Here is a 17421-nt window from a genome sequence, read left to right as displayed (position 1 = left end):
CCGATTACCATCGCCCGGTGCACCAGCCCCACATCCTGCCCGGCTCCCCGCTGACCGTGGCCACCGTCCAGGCCACCCCCACGCCGGGCGACGTCGCCGGCAACGCGTTCGTCGCCGCCGACCTGGTCCGCCAGGCCGGTGAGCGGGGCGCCCGGCTGGCCGTCCTGCCGGAGCTGTTCCTCTGCGCGTACCACCCGCCGACCCTCGCGGCCGATCCGGCCGGCACGGACGTCGCGGCCGATCCGGCCGGGGCGGTCGCGGATCCCCGGCTCGACCCGCTGCGCGTCGCGGCGCGCGAGGCCGGCGTCACCGCGCTTGTCGGTGCGGCCGTCCGGCACCCGGACGGCCGGCGGACCATCGCGGCGCTGGTGGTCGACCGGGCCGGCGAGGTGCGGGTCGGGTACGACAAGCAGCAGTTGTGGGGTGACGAACGGGAGCTGTTCAGCCCCGGCGACCGGGGTGCCACGCTGCTCGTCGACGACTGGCGGCTGGGGTTGGGTATCTGCTACGACGGCTGCTTCCCCGAGCATGGCCGGGCCGCCGCCCTCGACGGCGCACACGCCTACCTGTGCCCCAGCGGTTACCTGGCCGGCTCCGAGCACCGCCGTGACCTCTACTACGCCGCGCGTGCCCTGGACAACACGATGTTCGTGGTCTTCGCCAACGCGGTCGGCGGCGACGACCCGTGGCGGTTCAACGGCGGCGCGGCCATCTACGACCCCGAGGGGCGGATGCTGGCCCGGGGGGCCGACGACGGCACGTCGGTGCTCGTGGCGACGCTGGATCCCGCCGTGCTCGCGGCCACCCGGGCGGCTCACTCGATGCTCGTCGATCGGCTGTCGGACCAGGGCGGTCCGCGCGTGTCGATGCCCGGCTGAGCCCGTCGCCAGGTCGATACCCGCAGGATCTGTTGGCGGACACGTCGGTCCCGTAGGGTGCCCGAGTGCCACTGCTCCTGCTGGACCTGGACAACACCCTGCTGGACCGGGCTGGGCCGTTCCGCCGCTGGGGTGAACGCTTCCTGGACAGCATCGGCGCGCCCCCCACCGACATCGACTGGCTGGTCTCGATCGACGCCGACGGGTTGACCGACCGCTGGGACCTCGCCGACGCCATCCGGGACCGTTACGAGCTGCGCATCCCCTCGATCGACCTGGTGGAAGAGCTGCACGACGGGGTGGTGGCGCAGACCCGGCTCGACCCGCTGACCGCCTGTGCGCTGCGGATCGCCGACGACGCCGGTTGGGTGCCGGTGGTGGTCTGCAACGGCACCGTCCGCGTCGAGGACGCCAAGATTCGCCAGACCGGCCTGGACCAGTACGTCGCGGACTGGGTGATCTCCGAGGAGGCCGGCGTCAGCAAGCCCAACCCGAGAATCTTCGCGCTCGCCGCCCAGCGGGTCCGGATGCCGCTGCGCGGGGCGTGGGTGATCGGCGACAGCCCGGAGGCGGACATCGGTGGCGCCGCCGCCGTTGGGCTGCCCAGCGTCTGGCTGCACCGGGGGCGCACCTGGTCGGACGTCCGGTTCGCGCCGAGCCGCACCGTGGACGGGTTGATCGCCGCGGTCGCCACCGTCCTCGCCCGCTGAGGGTTCCCGCGTCGGGTGGTGGCTCGGTTATTCGGTTGACCGGCCGACGTGGTGGTACCAGCATTGTCCACGCACGGTGCATCCCGGGTATGTGCCCGGTCGAGGAGAGGGGGTCGGTCATGGCCGTCTTCGCAGGTCGCTTCCAGCTGCCTATCTCAGCCTCGACCAAGGGAACCTCACCACAGTGCGCGATCATGACCTTCCGGCGCTTGAACGCCGGCGCCGCGGCAAGAGCCGCTTCGACGACGACGAACCGCAGTTTCTGAAGCGCGGGCGGCCCACCGAGCCGCCTGCGGACCCGGACGGCGAGCCCGACCCGGACACCGGCGAACGCTGGTCGTCCTGGGACGACGCCGTGCACGGGCCGCAGCCACACCCGGCCTGGCTGGTCACCGAGTTGGCCGCCAAGGACACCGAACTGGGTGTGCTGAAGACCGGCAAGGAGGCGGACGTCCACCTGGTCCGTCGGGCGGTGCCCGACACCGACCGGTCCTGCCTGCTCGCGGTGAAACGCTACCGCGACCCCGAGCACCGGCTGTTCCACCGCGATGCCGGTTACCTGGAGGGCCGTCGGGTACGCCGATCCCGGGAGAACCGGGCGATGGCCGGTCGGACGGCGTTCGGCCGGCAGATGATCGCCGGGCAGTGGGCCGCGGCCGAGTTCGCCGCCCTCAGCCGGCTCTGGGAGATCGGCGCCGGGCACGACCGGATCGCCGTGCCGTACCCGGTGCAGGTGCGGGGCACCGAGCTGATGCTGGAGTTCGTCGGTGACGCCGAGTCGGGGGAGGCGGCACCTCGACTGGCCCAGCTGCGACCCGGCGCGGCCGAGCTGCGTGACCTGTGGGCCCAGCTGGTGGAGGCGCTGCGGGTGCTGGCTCGGGCCGGCTACGCGCACGGCGACCTGTCGCCGTACAACCTGCTCGTGCACCGGGGCCGGCTGGTCGTGATCGACCTTCCGCAGGTGGTCGACGTGGTGGCGAACCCGCAGGGGCCGGAGTTCCTGGCCCGCGACGTGCGGGTGGTCGGCACCTGGTTCGCGGCCCGGGGTCTGCCCGCCGAGCAGGTCGACCCCGGCGTGTTGACCGGAGAGCTGTTGCGCGAGGCGGGCATCCGCTGATCGGAGCGGGGCGGGCGGGGGGGGCGGGCGCCCCCCCCCCCGCCACGTCGGTTATTGCAGGTACCGCTCCACCTCGGGCTTCGGGCGTTCGCCCTGGGCGTCCGGGTCGCCGTGGGTCTCCCGGGCGGCCCGTCGGCGGCGCAGCAGGTCCCAGCACTGGTCGAGGGACTCCTCCAGGGCGCGCAGTCGCTCGCTGGCCTCGCCCTCGGTGCCCGACTCGTGGGTCTGGGCCTCGGCCCGCAGCTTGTGTTCCTCGTCGACCAGCTCGGAGATCCGGTTCAGGATGGTCTTGTCGTCCATGTCACAGAGCCTGGCACAGGGTGCCGGGCGTCGCCCGGATTCGGGGGTACCGGTGCGTCCCCGGTCACCGACCGGCGGCACCAGCACGACGCCGCGGCCAGGTCGGCGGCACCCGGCCGTGCTGCCCGGTCACCTGCTCGGCGCGGCGCCGCGGCTGAGTATCCATTCAGGATTCGAGCAGAGCAGGACATCGATGTCTGTACGTCTCTGTAGATGGAAATTGCGTCTTCCGCAAGTCTGGAGGTGCCCCTCGTTTGGTGAGATGCTTCCGTCGGCCCAGAAGGTGAAAGTTTCATCAACCTGGCCGGCCGAAGTGGACCACTACGGTCGCCGGGACGACGAGGAGACGTGGTTTGATGTCGCAGGTGTCCGAGGCGCGCCCCGCCACCGTCAGCACCGAACCCCGGATGATTCCGTTACGACGCACACTGCCCGCACTGCTGCGAGACCCGCTCGGCGCGCTCGTCGACTTCGCGCAGGACGCCGACGGTGAGGTCGTTCGGCTCAACCTCGGCTCGTTCCGCCCCTATCTGGTCAGCCATCCTGAGCACCTGCAACGCGTGCTGAGGGACAACGTTGCCAACTACACCCGGGACGGCGACGGGTTGCTGTGGCGACCCGTTCGTCGGATCGTCGGTGACGCCATCCTGGTCGCCGAGGGTGAGGTCTGGGAGTCCAGCCGCGGCGCGCTGCAACCGTTGTTCACCGCCAAGCGGGCCGAGACGCTCGTCGACAAGATGGCCGAGGCGATCAACGAAGCGGTCGACGAGTGGCTCGAACCGGCCCTCGCCGGTCGCCCCGTCGACGGCGGCGCCGAGCTGACCCGGATCGTCCTGCGCACGACCATGCGGGTCCTCTTCGCCGACCGGATCTCGGTCCCCGACGCGCTGCGGATCAGCGCCGCGCTGGACACCGTCACCACCGCGATGCTGCCCCGACTGCTGATGCCCGCCGTGCCGTACGCGGTGCCGATGCCCGGCGACCGGCGCTTCCGCGAGGCGGTGCGCACCATCGACGAGGTGGTGCTGCCGATCATCCGGGAGGCCCGGGCCAATCCCACCGACGGCGACGACATCATCTCCACCCTCTGCCGGCCGCGCGCCGACGGCAGCGAACCCGACGAGTACGCGATCCGTGGCGACGTGGTCGCGATGTTCTCCACCGCCACCGAGACCACCATCGCCCTGCTCTCCTGGCTCTGGCCGGTGCTGGCGTCCCGCCCCGACGTGGCCGAGCGGATGACCGACGAGATCGAGCAGGTGGTCGGCGCCGAACGGGTCGGTCGTGAGCACCTGCCCCAGCTGCGCTACGGCCGGATGGTGCTCGACGAGATGCTGCGGCTCTACCCGGCCGGCTGGATGATCCCGCGTACCGCGGTCGGCGACGACGTGCTGGGCGGGGTGCGGATCAAGGCGGGCGGCACAGTGCTGGTCAGCCCGTACGTGACCCAGCGGATGTCGACGTTCTGGGACGACCCGGCGCTCTTCGACCCGGAGCGGTTCGCGCCGGAGCTGCCCCGGCGGCGCTACCGCTACTCGTACTTCCCGTTCGGTGGAGGCCCGCACCAGTGCCTCGGGCAGTACCTGTTCCTGCTGGAGGCTCAGCTCATCGTCAGCACCGTGCTGAGCCGCTACCGCTTCCGGCTGCGCGAACCGGTGGACCTCACCCCGCGGATGGGCGCCTCGCTGCAACCCAAGCAGCGGGCCGAGCTCATCCTCACCCCGGTCGAGCGCCCGGCCTCGTCGTGACGGAGACCCCGCGACCGGCGCGGGCCGGTCAGGACGCGGTCGCCGAGCAGGGCCGGGTGTGCGCACTCGCCGTGCGGGGCGTACGCGACCTGCAGAATGTCACCGCCGCCCACCCGGAGCTGTTCGACGCCGCGCCGTTCGACCCGGCGCTGCTCAGCTCGGTGGCCACCGCCATCGCCTTCACCGCGCCGTGGCACACCGCCGCGGAGCTGCGGATCACCACCCGTACCCTGCTCTGGGTCTTTGCGGCCGACTGGCAGGTCGACTACCTCGCGCGGTCCGTCGACGACGTCCAGAAGGTGGTCACCGATTGCCTCGCGGTGGCTGACGGCGCCGCCCCGCCGCCGGGGCGTCACCTCGCCCGGCTGCTGGCCGACCTGCGCGACGAGCTGGCCACCGTGCCGGCGTTCGCCCGGCTGCGCCCGATCTGGCGCGACGAGTTGGCGCGAATGTTCGCCGCCGTGGCGCGGGAGTGGGACTGGAAGAACCTGCCGACCGACCCGACCACCGGGCGGCGCCTGCCGGACCTGGACCGCTACCTGCACAACGCGGACAACCTCGCCTGCTCCTTCGTCAACGTCACCCACTGGATCGCCACCGGCGACGAGAAGACCCTCGCCCAGTTGACCGACCTGCTGGACGCCGGACGCGGCGTGCAGCGGGTGCTGCGGCTGGTCAACGACCTCGCCACGCAGGGGCGCGACGCCGAGTGGGGTGACCTGAACGCCCTTTCGCTTGTCGACGACCCGGCGCAGGTGCACGACCGGCTGGCCGAGCTGACCGCCCGGTCCCGGGGGGACCTGGCCGCCCTCGCCGAGCGGTGCCCCCGCCAGGCGGACTACCTCAACCGGCAGATCTCGTTCACCGGCGGCTTCTACCAACTGTCGGACTTCTGGGGGGCGCGCGATGAGTGACGGCGCCATCCGGGTGTTCGCCGACGCGGGGACCGCCGCCGACCCGGTCGCCGACGCCGCCCGCGAGCTGATCGCCGGCCTGGCACTGCGGCCGTGGGGGCAGGTCGCCCCCTCGGTGTACGAAAGCGGCCGGCTCGTCGCCGGTGCGGCCTGGCTGCCGGGACACCACCAGCGGATCGCGTTCCTGCTGCGCGAGCAGCGCCCGGACGGCGCGTGGGGCCCACCGGAGGGGTACGCCCTGGTGCCCACGCTCAGCGCCACCGACGCTCTGCTCGCGGCGCTGGCCGACGGATCGGCCGGTGTGGACCTGCTCACTCCGGTGGCCCGCGGCCTGGACGCGCTCACCGGCCGGCTGCTCGCCGCGCACGCGCGGGCGTTGCCGGACACCCCTGCGCTGGACCTCATCGTCCCCGCGCTGGTCGAGTCGATCAACGGCCGGTTGACCCGGTTGGACCGGGCGACCGCCGAGCGGCTGCCTCGCCCGCCGTTGGCGCTGCCCGCGGGTCTCGGGTCCGACCGGCTGCGCGCGGTACGCGCCGCGGTGGCCGCGGGTGCGGCGCTGCCGACGAAGCTGGCGCACTTCTACGAGGTGCTGGGCGCGACACCGGCCGACGCCGGACCGACCCTGACCGCCGTCGGCGCTTCGCCCGCAGCGACCGCCGCCTGGCTGACCGCCGCTGGTACGGACGCCGGCCCCGCCGCGCACGCCTTCCTGCGGGAGTTGATCCGTGACGGAGGGGGCCCGGTGCCCTGCCCGACGCCGATCAGCGTGTTCGAGCGGGCCTGGGTGCTCAGCGGGCTGCGCCGCGCCGGTGTCCCGGTCAATCCGCCGGAGACCGTGCTGCGCACCCTGGCCGCCGCGACCGGCGCCGAGGGCGTCGCCACCGGCGAGGGACTGCCGACCGACGCCGACACCACCTCGGTCACGCTTTACGCGCTGGCCCGGCTCGGCCGCCGTGCCGACCCGGCCAGCCTGTGGGCGTACGAGACGGCGGACGGCTTCTGCACCTGGCCGGGGAGCGAGGACGGCTTCTCGGTCACCACCAACGCGCACGTGCTGGACGCGTTCGGCCAGCACGTGACCGCACACCCCGGCGCGGACGCCCGATACCACCGGACGGTCGAGCGGCTCAGCGCCGTGCTGCCGGCACACCAGCTCGCCGACGGCCCCTGGCAGGACCGGTGGCACGCGTCGCCGTACTACGCCACCGCCTGCTGCGTGCTGGCGCTGGCCGAGTTCGGGCGGGGTGCGGCCGCCGCCGAGGCGGTGGACCGGGCGGCCGGCTGGGTGCTGAACACCCAGCGCGCGGACGGCTCGTGGGGGCGGTGGGACGGCACCGCCGAGGAGACCGCGTACGCCCTCCAGGTGCTGTTGGCGGTGCCGACGACGGTGCCCCGGGTGGACGACGCGGTGGCCCGTGGACACGCCTACCTGCACGAATCCGGCACCCGGGAGCACCCTCCACTGTGGTATGGCAAGGAGCTGTACTGTCCGACCGTGATCGTTCGTGCCGCGGTACTCGCGGCCTGCCGGTTGGCCGGCGCTCGTGCCTCCGGGGTGGACCGATCGGTGGTGGATTGCGGTTACCAGGTAACAAAAACAGCAACTTGAGGGGTTGTGTGGACACTGCTAGCGTACGCAGAGCCTCGGTCCCGGATGCCCCGCCGCGGTGGGACGTCGCCCCCTCTGATCATTCGTTGATGAGCTGAGTCAACGCCCAGCCTGGGACGGTTCAATGCGTTCTCGCGGTACGAGTATCCGCACCAAGGTTGTCGCCCTGCTGCTCTCCCTGATCGCGCTCTGGATGTTCGCGGCATGGGTGACCCTGCGCGACGGCTTCAACCTGCTCGGTGTCCAGTTGCTCAACAGCAAGGTCTACACCCCGAGCGAGCCGCTGTTGCAGGAGCTCCAGGTGGAGCGGCGGTTGACCCAGGCGTACCTGAGCAACCCCGAGGCCGCGCAGCGGACGGCGCTCGAGGCCGAGCAGCGCAAGACTGCGGAGCTGGCCGCCGACTTTGCCGTCTCGGTGCGCAACTGGCAGGTCGACATCGCCGGCAGCTCCGCACTGGACACCCAGCTCGGCTCGACGATCGCTCAGATCAACGCGCTGGAGCAGACCCGCGCCGAGGTGCTGGACCGCAAGATCGACCGGATCGCCGCCGCCGAGGCGTACACCGGCGCGATCGAGTCGATCTTTCAGATCTACGACGTGACGGGCAGCCTGGACGACAAGCAGATCGCCGGCGAGGCCGCGGCCCTGATCCAGCTCAACCGGATGAAGGAGCTGATCTCCCAGGAGGACGCGCTGCTCAGCGGCCTCTTCGGCAACGGCCGGATGAGCGGCGCCGAGTACGCCCGCTACGTCGCGCTGGTCGGCTCGGAGCGGTTCCTCGGTGAGGAGACCCGGGTTCGGCTCGCCGACGCCGACCAGCGCCGCTACCAGCAGCTCGTCGAGGGTGAGGCGTTCACCAGACTGCGCGCCGTGCAGGACAGCATCATCCGTGAGGGCCGGCCGTCGACCCAGCTACCGATCGGCGCCGAGCAGTGGCGCGGCACGGTCGAGCCGGCGATGGCCGAGGTGAACGACGCCGTGACCGCCGGCGGCGAGGGCATCGTGGATCGCGCCACCGGCGTGGCCGTGATGGTCGTCGTCCGACTGGTGCTCGCCACCGGTCTGGGCCTGCTCGCCGTCATCGCCTCCGTCGTCGTCTCGATCACCACCGCGCGGAACCTGCTGCGCCAGCTGGACCGGCTGCGGGAGGCCGCCTGGCAGCTCGCCGACGAGCGGCTGCCCCGGGTGGTGGAGCGGCTCGGGCGCGGCGAGGAGGTCGACGTGGCCACCGAGGCGCCCCCGCTGGAGTTCGGCACCGACGAGATCGGCCAGGTCGGCAAGGCGTTCAACGCCGTTCAGGAGACCGCCCTGCGGACCGCCGTCGAGCAGGCCGACCTGCGTCGCAACGTCCGCGAGGTCTTCCTGAGCCTGGCCCGGCGCACGCAGGCGCTCGTCCACCGCCAGCTCACCCTGCTCGACGCGATGGAGCGCCGCGAACACGACGCGGAGGAGCTGGAGGACCTGTTCCGGGTCGACCACCTGGCCACCCGGATGCGGCGCAACGCGGAAAACCTGATCGTGCTCTCCGGCTCCACCCCCGGTCGGGCCTGGCGGCGCAACGTCCCGATGGTCGACGTGGTGCGCGGTGCGGTGGCCGAGGTGGAGGACTACACCCGGGTCAACGTGCTGCCGCTCGGGCCGGTGTCGCTCGCCGGCCGCGCGGTCGGCGACGTCATCCACCTGCTCGCCGAGCTGATCGAGAACGGCCTGTCGTTCTCTCCGCCGCACACCACAGTGGAGGTCCGCGGCCAGTTGGTCTCCAACGGGTTCGCCATCGAGATCGAGGACCGCGGCCTGGGCATGAGCGAGGAGGACCTGGCCGCGGCGAACCACCGGATCGTGGACCAGTCCGAGCTGAACCTCGCCAACGCCGCCCGCCTCGGGCTGTACGTGGTGAGCCGGCTGACCGAACGGCACGGCGTACGGGTACGGCTCAAGGAGTCCGCGTACGGCGGCACCACAGCTGTGGTGCTGATCCCGCTGGAGCTGGTCACCGAGGCCGGCGCCTCCCCGGAGGACTCGGGCTCGTTCCGGGCCGGCTCGGCCATCGCGCTGCCGTCGACGCCCGCCACCGACACCGGCCGTCCGGCGACCCTCGCACCGGTCGCGCTCGCCGCACCGACGACCACCGCACCGACGACCACCGCGCCCGAGGTAGCGGTGACGTCGGCGGCGCCGATGCCTTCCGACACCACCAGCCCGACGGACGAGGGGGCCGAGGCGGACAGCGTTCTCCCCACCCGACAGCGGACCACCCCGGCGACCGGCGCACCCGACCTGCCCACCCGGGCCCGGCGCGGCGCGGGTCAGCCAGCCCTGGAAGCTCCGACCGTGCCCACCGGCCTGCCCGCCGTCGACCGGGCCCGCGCGGAGGCCCACGACGCAGCTCCGGTCGCGGCCGGCGACGGTGGTCCGGTGCCCGCCCGCGCCGAAGCGGAGCGGACCGACTCGGGCCTGCCCGTCCGGGTCCGACAGGCGAACATCGTTCCCGAGCTGCGAGACGACCCGGCGGTATCCGAGACCGACGACGAGGATGTGGTGCGCCCACCGGAGCAGGTTCGCCGGATGATGAGCTCCTACCAGACCGGTACCCGGCGTGGTCGCACCGACGCGGCTCGGCTGCTCGGCGGCGCCTCCGGCGCCCCGGCGGCAACGCCGTCCGAGCCGACCGACGAGGATCCACAAGTGACCTGACCGAGCACCGACGCGGGTTCCCGCGCGGTGTGACGGTCAAGCCCCAGACGAACACGGCGCACAGCCGGGCGAGAAGAGGACGACGAAGTGACCCAGAAGACGGCTTCGAGTGCCGACCTGACGTGGTTGCTGGATGACCTGGTGGGCCGGGTGAAGCAGGCCGAACACGCGGTCGCGCTCTCCACCGACGGCCTCTTGATGGCCTCCTCCCAGGGGTTGAGCCGGGACGACGGCGAGCACCTCGCAGCGATGGCCGCCGGCATCCAGAGCCTCGCCCGAGGCGCCGGCAAGCGTTTCGGGGGCGGGCAGGTGCAGCAGACCATCATCGAGATGCAGTCGTCGTTCCTGTTCGTCACCGCGGCCGGCCGCAACGCCTGCCTGGCAGTGCTGGCCAGCGAGGATGCCGACGTCGGCCTGATCGCCTACGAGATGGCGATGCTTGTCACCCGCGTCGGCAAGTACGTCGCATCGCCGTCGCGCGGCACTGATCAGCAGGTCGGCGAGAGGTAGCGGCGATGACGGTCCAGGGGGAGTCCGCAGACCATCAGTGGGTGGATGACCATGCGGGTCCGGTGGTGCGCCCGTACGCGGTGACGCGCGGTCGGGCCCGCCCGGTCACCGGCACCTTCGACCTGATCTCCCTGGTCACGGCGACCCGAGCCGAGGTCACGCCCGAGGTCGGTCTCGGTCCCGAGCATTTGGCGATCGTCGGGCTGTGTCAGCGCATACAGTCCGTCGCCGAGATCGCCGCCCATCTCGACCTGCCAGTGGGCACCATCCGGGTGCTTCTCGGTGATCTCGCAGCCCGCAACCTGGTGCAGGTCCGCGAGCCGCAGACCACGGCCGGTCTTCCCGACAACAGCATCTTCGAGGCGGTAATCAATGGACTACGGGCACTCTGACCGGCCGGCGGGAGCGACGCCACTGCCCACCGCGATCAAGATCCTGGTCGCGGGCGGCTTCGGCGTGGGCAAGACGACCATGGTTGGCGCGGTCAGCGAAACCCGGCCGTTGCGCACCGAGGAGGTGCTGACGGAGTCGGGCGTCGGCATCGACGACCTGTCCGGGGTGGAGGGCAAGACCACCACCACCGTGGCCATGGATTTCGGTCGGATCACCATCAGCGACGATCTGGTGCTGTACCTGTTCGGTACGCCGGGGCAGGACCGGTTCTGGTTCGTCTGGGACGAGTTGGCATTGGGCGCGATCGGCGCGGTGGTGCTGGCCGACACCCGCCGCCTCGCCGACTGCTTCCCCTCGATCGACTACTTCGAGGGTCGGGGCACGCCCTTCGTGGTGGCGGTGAACTGCTTCCAGGGCGCTCGGACGTACCGGCTGGACGAGGTGCAGGCCGCGCTGAACCTGGACCCGGGTGTGCCGGTGCTGCTCTGCGACGCCCGGCAGCGGGAGTCCAGCAAGGAGGTGCTCGTCACGCTGATGGAGCACGCCATGAAGACCCGCGAGGCCCGCCGTCGCGCCGCCAGCGGAGACTGACCAGGGTTTTTTTCGGGGAGGGTGTCCGGAACGCCGTCGGCCGATCGTCATTCTGGTGATACCCCGAGAAACCAGGGAGCGACCAGATGAAGTACATGATGTTCGTGTGCAGCGACGCCGAGCCGGACACCGACCCCACCGCGCTACCCGACATCCACAAGTGGGTGGCGGAGAACGACTCTCGGGGCCGCCGTTTGACCGGCAACGTGCTGGCGTCGACGAGCGCGGCCACCACCGTCCGGGTGCGCGACGGTGAACTGCTCGTCTCCGAGGGCCCGTTCGCGGAGACCGCCGAGGTGATCGTGGGCTTCGACCTGCTCGACTGCGCCGACCTGGACGAGGCGATCGAGGTGGCCCGCACCCACCCGATGGCCCGCGAGGGTCGACTGGAGTTGCGCCCGTTCGCGGCCCTGCCCGACTGACGGAGGTGTCCACCTCGCAGCGCCGGCCGATGCGCACCCAGGCACCGGCCGGCGTGGCGGCGGAGGCCGTCGCGGCCGCCAGCGTCGAGGCGTACCCCCGGATCGTCGCGACCCTGATCCGGGTGACCGGGGACTGGGCGTTGGCCGAGGACTGCGCCCAGGAGTCGTTGACCGTCGCGCTGGAGCGTTGGCCCGCCGACGGTGTGCCGGCCAACCCGGGCGGTTGGCTCATGACTGTGGCACGCAACCGGGCGATCGACGTGCTGCGCCGGGAGACCATGGAGCGGCGCAAGCTGCACGACCTGGCGTTGCTCACGCCGGACGACGCGCAACCCGAGCCCGAGGTGGGGCAGGACGTGGTGGACGACCGGCTGCGACTCATCTTCACCTGCTGCCACCCGGCGCTCGCGATCGACGCCCGGGTGGCGCTGACGCTGCGAACGGTCTGCGGCGTGCCGACCGCTGACATCGCCCGGCTCCTGCTGGTCAGCGAATCGACGATGACCCGCCGGTTGACCCGGGCCCGCACCCGCATCGCCCAGGCCGGCATCCCGTACCGGGTGCCGAGCGGGCCGGCGCTGACCGAGCGGCTGCCCGGTGTCCTCGCCGTGCTGTACCTGCTGTTCACCCGGGGCTACGTCGCCGACGGCGAACCGGCCTTCGCCGACGAGGCGGTCCGGCTGGCCCGGCTGCTCGACCGGCTGATGCCCGAGCAGTCCGAGGTGGCCGCGCTGCTGGCGCTGTTCCTGTTTCAACACTCCCGTCGGGACGCCCGCCGCGACGCCGCCGGCACCCTGCTCACCCTGCAACGGCAGGACCGCGACAGGTGGGACCGTGCGGCCATCGCCGAGGGCCTGGCCGCCCTCGATCGGGTACGCCACGACGGGCCGTACGCGTGGCAGGCCCGGATCGCCGCCTGCCACGCCACCGCCGTCTCGGCCGACGACACCGACTGGCCGACCATCGCGCGGGCCTACGACGCGCTGGCCGACATCCGCCCCTCGCCGGTGATCGCGGTCAACCGCGCGGTCGCGCACGGGTACGCGTACGGGCCGGACGCCGGGCTGGTTCTGCTCGACGCGGCGCGAGCCGGGGGCGGGCTGGACGGCTACCCGCTCGCCGTGGCGGTGGAGGCCGACCTGGTGGCCCGAGAAGGTGACCGGACACGCGCGGCCACGCTGTTCCGGGAGGCGGCGGCGATGGTGGGCTCGGCGGTCGAGCGCCGGGCGCTGCTGGACCGGGCGGCCGAACTCGCACCCTAGACGATCGCGTTGGGTCTTGTGCGTCTGATGGTCCGACCGTGCCGAAGACGCCGGTCGGCGCATCGGAGAGGGCAAGGTGAATCTTGGACACTTTCCGTCTTCAGCTAACGGAAACTGTCCAAGATCTCAGCTTCGGAAGGTGGCGCGGCCCGGGCCGCGCCGGGAACCTCTCAGGGGTTCAGCCGCGCTTGACCATCTTCAGGAATCGGGACCAGGCCGCGGGGTCGAAGGCGAGCGCCGGACCGGCCGGGTCCTTGGAGTCACGTACGCCGATGACGCCGGCGAGGTTGGAGGTTGAGGGACTGCGCCCGCGACAGGGCGCCGTCGCGAATACGTTCCCACCGCCGGTCCAGCGGAGCAACGTCGGTGGCCTTGTCGATGAGCTGCGCTTGCGCCTGGCTGTCGACGTGCGCGACCCGTGCCCCGTCCGGCATCTCGGCCACTGTGAACGGCCCGAGTCATGCCACCAGGATCGGTACGCTGTACTTCTGGATGCGGTCGTCCCGGGTGACCAGGGTCAGTCCTTCGTGCAGGGCCTGCGCGACCAGCATCCGGTCGAAGGGATCCCGGTGGATCAGCGGCAGCCGACCAGCCACGATAGCGTGATCGTGGCGGATCGGGAGTTCCCGCAGTTCGGCGTCACGGATCCGTTCGGCGAGGTCGGCCGGGCCGGCCAACTTGCCCAGCGACTGTTTGATCGCGACCTCCCACAGCGTGACCGGGCTCAGGTACACATCGGGTTCGGTATCGATGCGGTCCTTGATGTCAGTGGCGAGGACCGGGTCGTCGGTCAGCCACCAGAGCACCACGTGCGTGTCGAGCAAGAGCCTCATCCGGACAGCCCGAAGTCGCGAGCAATCTCGTCGTTGACCTCGTCGGAATCCCAGTCACCGGTGAGATCCAGTGCACCGCGCAGAGACCCGCGACCGGTGCGTGTCGTACGACGAAGAGGAATGACCTTGGCGACCGGGTTACCAGCCCGGCTGATCACGATCTCCTCGCCGTGCTCGACCCGTTCGATGATGCGTGACAGGTTCGTCTTCGCGTCGTGGATGTTGAACTGCGCCGCAGCTTCACCGGCCACCGTGGCACCTCCTTAGCTAAGAGGTTAGCCCGTGGCGGGGCCCGGCACGAGGAGCGACCCGGGAACGACGCAGGCTCCCTCCCGCCGAGGGGGCGGGAGGGAGCCTGGTGACGTCGGTACGTCAGTTGGCGATCATGCGGCGCAGCACGTACTGAAGGATGCCGCCGTGCCGGTAGTAGTCCGCCTCACCGGGGGTGTCGATCCGCACCACGGCGTCGAACTCGACACCGGTGTCCGTGCTGACCTGCACGGTACGCGGGGTCTCACCGTCGTTCAGGGCGGTCACCCCGGTGATGGTGAACGTCTCGGTGCCGATCAGGCCGAGCGACTCGGCGGTGACATCCACCGGGAACTGCAACGGCAGCACGCCCATCCCGATCAGGTTGGAGCGGTGGATCCGCTCGTACGACTCGGCGATGACCGCCCGGACGCCCAGCAGCATCGTGCCCTTGGCCGCCCAGTCCCGCGACGAGCCCGAGCCGTACTCCTTGCCGGCCAGCACGACCAGCGGGATGCCGGCCTCCTGGTAGGCCACGGAGGCGTCGTAGATCGAGGTCTGCTCGCCGGTGAGGTGATTGACGGTGAAGCCGCCCTCCACCCCCGGAACCAGCTGGTTGCGCAGCCGGATGTTGGCGAAGGTGCCCCGGATCATCACCTCGTGGTTGCCCCGGCGGGAACCGTACGAGTTGAACTCGTGGCGCGGCACGCCGTGCTCGGCGAGGTACGTGCCGGCCGGGGAGTCCGCCTTGATCGCGCCGGCCGGCGAGATGTGGTCGGTGGTCACCGAGTCACCCAGCTTGGCCAGCACCCGGGCGCCGGCGATGTCGACGACCGGGCTCGGCTCCTGCTGCATGCCCTCGAAGTACGGGGGCTTGCGCACGTAGGTGGAGTCGTTCTCCCAGGCGAACGTGTCGCCGGTCGGGGTCGGCAGCGACTGCCACCGCTCGTCGCCGGCGAAGACATCGGCGTACGCGGCGCTGAACCCGGTGGCACCGATCGCCTGGGCGATGACGTCCTGGATCTCGGCGCTGTTCGGCCAGATCTCCCGCAGGAAGACCGGGTTGCCCTCGGAGTCCTCACCGATCGGCTCGTTGGCCAGGTCGATGTCCATCGTGCCGGCCAGGGCGTACGCGACCACCAGCGGCGGAGACGCCAGGTAGTTCATCTTGACGTCCGGGTTGATCCGGCCCTCGAAGTTGCGGTTGCCGGAAAGCACCGAGACCACCGACAGGTCGTGCTCGTTGACCGCGGCGGACACCTCCTCGGGCAGCGGGCCCGAGTTGCCGATGCAGGTGGTGCAGCCGTAGCCGACCAGGTTGAAGCCGAGCTTGTCCAGGTACGGCGTGAGACCGGCCCGCTCGTAGTAGTCCATGACGACCTTCGAGCCCGGGGCCAGGGTGGTCTTCACCCACGGCTTGCGGGTCAGGCCCTTCTCCACCGCGTTGCGGGCCAGCAGCGCGGCACCGATCATCACCTGCGGGTTGGACGTGTTGGTGCAGGAGGTGATCGCCGCGATCACCACGGCGCCGTGGTCCAGCTCGTACTCGACGCCGTCCGCGCCGGTCACCCGGATCGGGTTGGTGGCCCGGCCGCCGGAGCCCACCGCCGCGGTCTCCAGGTCGCGCGGCTCGTCGGCCGGGTCGCTGTAGTCGTTGGCGGGCGGGTCGCTGGCCGGGAACGACTCGGCGCTGGCCTCGTCGGCCGGCCCGTTCGCGCCGCTCGGCAGCTCCTCGCGGGGCACACCCGGCTTGAGGTCACGCTCACCGACGGAGTCGTCGGCGACGTAGTCGGTAAGCGCCGAGCGGAACAGCGTCTTGGCGCTGCCCAGCGGCACCCGGTCCTGGGGGCGCTTCGGCCCGGCGAGCGACGGCTCGATGGAGCCGAGGTCCAGCTCCAGGCGCTCGGAGTACTCCGGCTCGGCGTCCGGGTCGTGCCAGAGGCCCTGCTCCTTGGCGTACGCCTCGACGAGCGCGACCTGCGCGGCGTCGCGGCCGGTCAGCTCCAGGTAGCGAATCGTCTCCGCGTCGATCGGGAAGATCGCCACGGTGGAGCCGTACTCCGGGGACATGTTGCCGATGGTGGCCCGGTTGGCCAGCGGCACGGCGCTCACGCCGGGGCCGTAGAACTCGACGAACTTGCCGACCACACCGTGCTTACGCAGCATCTCGGTGATGGTCAGCACCAGGTCGGTCGCGGTGGTGCCGGCCGGCATCTCACCGGAGAGCTTGAAGCCCACCACCCGGGGGATCAGCATGCTGACCGGCTGGCCGAGCATCGCGGCCTCGGCCTCGATGCCGCCGACGCCCCAGCCCAGCACACCCAGGCCGTTGACCATGGTGGTGTGCGAGTCGGTGCCGACCACCGTGTCCGGGTACGCCTGCATGACTCCAGACGATTCTGCGCGCGCCATGATCGTACGAGCCAGGTACTCGATGTTGACCTGGTGCACGATGCCGGTGCCCGGCGGGACGACCTTGAACTCGTTGAACGCGGTCTGGCCCCAGCGCAGGAACTGGTAGCGCTCCTTGTTGCGCTCGTACTCCAGCTCGACGTTGCGGGCGAACGCGTCCTCGCGGCCGAACAGGTCGGCGATGACCGAGTGGTCGATGACCAGCTCGGCCGGGGCGAGCGGGTTCACCTTGGTGGCGTCGCCGCCGAGGTCACGCACGGCCTCGCGCATGGTCGCCAGGTCGACCACGCAGGGCACGCCGGTGAAGTCCTGCATCAGCACCCGGGCCGGGGTGAACTGGATCTCCACACTCGGGTCGGCGGTGGAGTCCCACGCGCCGAGCTGCCGGATGTGGTCGGCGGTGATGTTCGCGCCGTCCTCGGTCCGCAGCAGGTTCTCCAGCAGGATCTTCAGGCTGTACGGCAACCGGGCGTGGCCGACCACCTTGTCGATCTTGAAAATCTCGTAGCTCGCGTCTCCGACGCGTAGCTGGGTCTTCGCACCGAAGGTGTCGAGGCTCGCCACGTCGTACTCCTTCACACCAGCGACCGTGAGTAGTCCTGAGCAGTCTGTCGCACCGGTCGGGGTGCCGCCGAGGTTAGGTGACACTTACCGCCCGATTCCGCTTCCAACAAAACCGTACGTCCGTCTTGCTACATACGCAACCCGGCGTCACGGGCTGGGCGGCCCGCATCGGCCCCGGCGACTGCCCGGCGTCGGCCCGGCGTTGCCCCCG

16 protein-coding genes and 2 pseudogenes are annotated in these 17421 nt (G+C 71.3%); 12 read left to right on the top strand and 6 right to left on the bottom strand.

The window, feature by feature from the left end:
- Positions 1-17: 17 nt before the first annotated feature.
- The 3 genes from ABZU52_RS13700 (at position 18) to ABZU52_RS13690 (ending at position 2705) form a co-directional block, all read left to right on the top strand.
- Positions 18-878: a carbon-nitrogen hydrolase family protein gene (locus ABZU52_RS13700; protein ID WP_354971372.1), complete on the top strand. Its 861-nt coding sequence runs from the start codon at positions 18-20 to the stop codon at positions 876-878.
- A 65-nt stretch (positions 879-943) separates the two neighbouring features.
- A complete protein-coding gene (locus ABZU52_RS13695) occupies positions 944-1588 on the top strand; it encodes an HAD family hydrolase (protein ID WP_354971371.1) in 645 nt (214 codons plus the stop codon).
- Positions 1589-1772: 184 nt separating this feature from the next.
- Complete coding sequence (locus ABZU52_RS13690) at positions 1773-2705, top strand: RIO1 family regulatory kinase/ATPase (protein ID WP_354971370.1); 933 nt, start codon at positions 1773-1775, stop codon at positions 2703-2705.
- 51 nt (positions 2706-2756) lie between these two features.
- Here the strand turns inward: ABZU52_RS13690 and ABZU52_RS13685 are convergent, their stop codons facing one another.
- Positions 2757-3005, bottom strand: coding sequence for a DUF2630 family protein (locus ABZU52_RS13685; RefSeq protein ID WP_354971369.1), 249 nt, complete (start codon positions 3003-3005; stop codon positions 2757-2759).
- A 410-nt stretch (positions 3006-3415) separates the two neighbouring features.
- On the opposite strand from ABZU52_RS13685, the gene ABZU52_RS13680 reads away from it, so the two are divergent.
- From ABZU52_RS13680 to ABZU52_RS13640, 9 genes are all read left to right on the top strand, one after another.
- Positions 3416-4753 (top strand): cytochrome P450, encoded by a 1338-nt coding sequence (locus ABZU52_RS13680; protein WP_354971388.1) that lies wholly within the window; start codon positions 3416-3418, stop codon positions 4751-4753.
- Positions 4750-5667: a terpene synthase family protein gene (locus tag ABZU52_RS13675; RefSeq protein WP_354971368.1), complete on the top strand. Its 918-nt coding sequence runs from the start codon at positions 4750-4752 to the stop codon at positions 5665-5667. Before ABZU52_RS13680 ends, ABZU52_RS13675 begins: the two co-directional genes overlap by 4 nt.
- Complete coding sequence (locus ABZU52_RS13670; protein ID WP_354971367.1) at positions 5660-7279, top strand: prenyltransferase/squalene oxidase repeat-containing protein; 1620 nt, start codon at positions 5660-5662, stop codon at positions 7277-7279. Before ABZU52_RS13675 ends, ABZU52_RS13670 begins: the two co-directional genes overlap by 8 nt.
- Before the next feature lie 124 nt (positions 7280-7403).
- Positions 7404-9974: a nitrate- and nitrite sensing domain-containing protein gene (locus tag ABZU52_RS13665; RefSeq protein WP_354971366.1), complete on the top strand. Its 2571-nt coding sequence runs from the start codon at positions 7404-7406 to the stop codon at positions 9972-9974.
- Between the two features lie 87 nt (positions 9975-10061).
- Positions 10062-10484, top strand: a complete 423-nt coding sequence (locus ABZU52_RS13660; protein ID WP_091403761.1) for a roadblock/LC7 domain-containing protein — start codon at positions 10062-10064, stop codon at positions 10482-10484.
- Between the two features lie 5 nt (positions 10485-10489).
- Complete coding sequence (locus ABZU52_RS13655; protein WP_354971365.1) at positions 10490-10876, top strand: DUF742 domain-containing protein; 387 nt, start codon at positions 10490-10492, stop codon at positions 10874-10876.
- The gene (locus ABZU52_RS13650; protein WP_030337265.1) at positions 10857-11468 is read left to right on the top strand and encodes an ATP/GTP-binding protein; all 612 of its coding nucleotides are present in this window, start codon (positions 10857-10859) and stop codon (positions 11466-11468) included. The genes ABZU52_RS13655 and ABZU52_RS13650 overlap by 20 nt, the downstream gene beginning before the upstream one ends.
- Positions 11469-11554: 86 nt before the next feature.
- Positions 11555-11890 carry a YciI family protein gene (locus ABZU52_RS13645; protein ID WP_354971364.1) on the top strand — a complete coding sequence of 112 codons (336 nt, stop codon included), beginning with the start codon at positions 11555-11557 and terminating at the stop codon, positions 11888-11890.
- A 5-nt stretch (positions 11891-11895) separates the two neighbouring features.
- Positions 11896-13152, top strand: coding sequence for a sigma-70 family RNA polymerase sigma factor (locus ABZU52_RS13640; RefSeq protein ID WP_354971363.1), 1257 nt, complete (start codon positions 11896-11898; stop codon positions 13150-13152).
- A 178-nt stretch (positions 13153-13330) separates the two neighbouring features.
- Here the strand turns inward: ABZU52_RS13640 and ABZU52_RS13635 are convergent.
- The 5 genes and pseudogenes from ABZU52_RS13635 to ABZU52_RS13615 form a co-directional block, all read right to left on the bottom strand.
- A pseudogene (locus tag ABZU52_RS13635) lies at positions 13331-13441 on the bottom strand (DUF397 domain-containing protein); the annotation flags it as partial.
- Positions 13413-13607: pseudogene (locus ABZU52_RS13630) on the bottom strand (Scr1 family TA system antitoxin-like transcriptional regulator); the annotation flags it as partial. The pseudogenes ABZU52_RS13635 and ABZU52_RS13630, both read right to left, overlap by 29 nt.
- Positions 13608-13610: 3 nt before the next feature.
- Entirely contained in the window at positions 13611-13985 is a 375-nt protein-coding gene (locus ABZU52_RS13625) for a type II toxin-antitoxin system VapC family toxin (protein WP_354971362.1), read from the bottom strand.
- Positions 13982-14236, bottom strand: coding sequence for a type II toxin-antitoxin system prevent-host-death family antitoxin (locus ABZU52_RS13620; RefSeq protein ID WP_354971361.1), 255 nt, complete (start codon positions 14234-14236; stop codon positions 13982-13984). The genes ABZU52_RS13625 and ABZU52_RS13620 overlap by 4 nt, the downstream gene beginning before the upstream one ends.
- Before the next feature lie 121 nt (positions 14237-14357).
- Positions 14358-17225: an aconitate hydratase gene (locus tag ABZU52_RS13615; RefSeq protein ID WP_354971360.1), complete on the bottom strand. Its 2868-nt coding sequence runs from the start codon at positions 17223-17225 to the stop codon at positions 14358-14360.
- Between the last annotated feature and the right edge of the window lie 196 nt (positions 17226-17421).

Source organism: Micromonospora sp. NPDC005220, assembly GCF_040607895.1.
Taxonomy (GTDB): Bacteria; Actinomycetota; Actinomycetes; order Mycobacteriales; family Micromonosporaceae; genus Micromonospora.
This window is presented reverse-complemented; position numbering and strand designations above follow the sequence as displayed.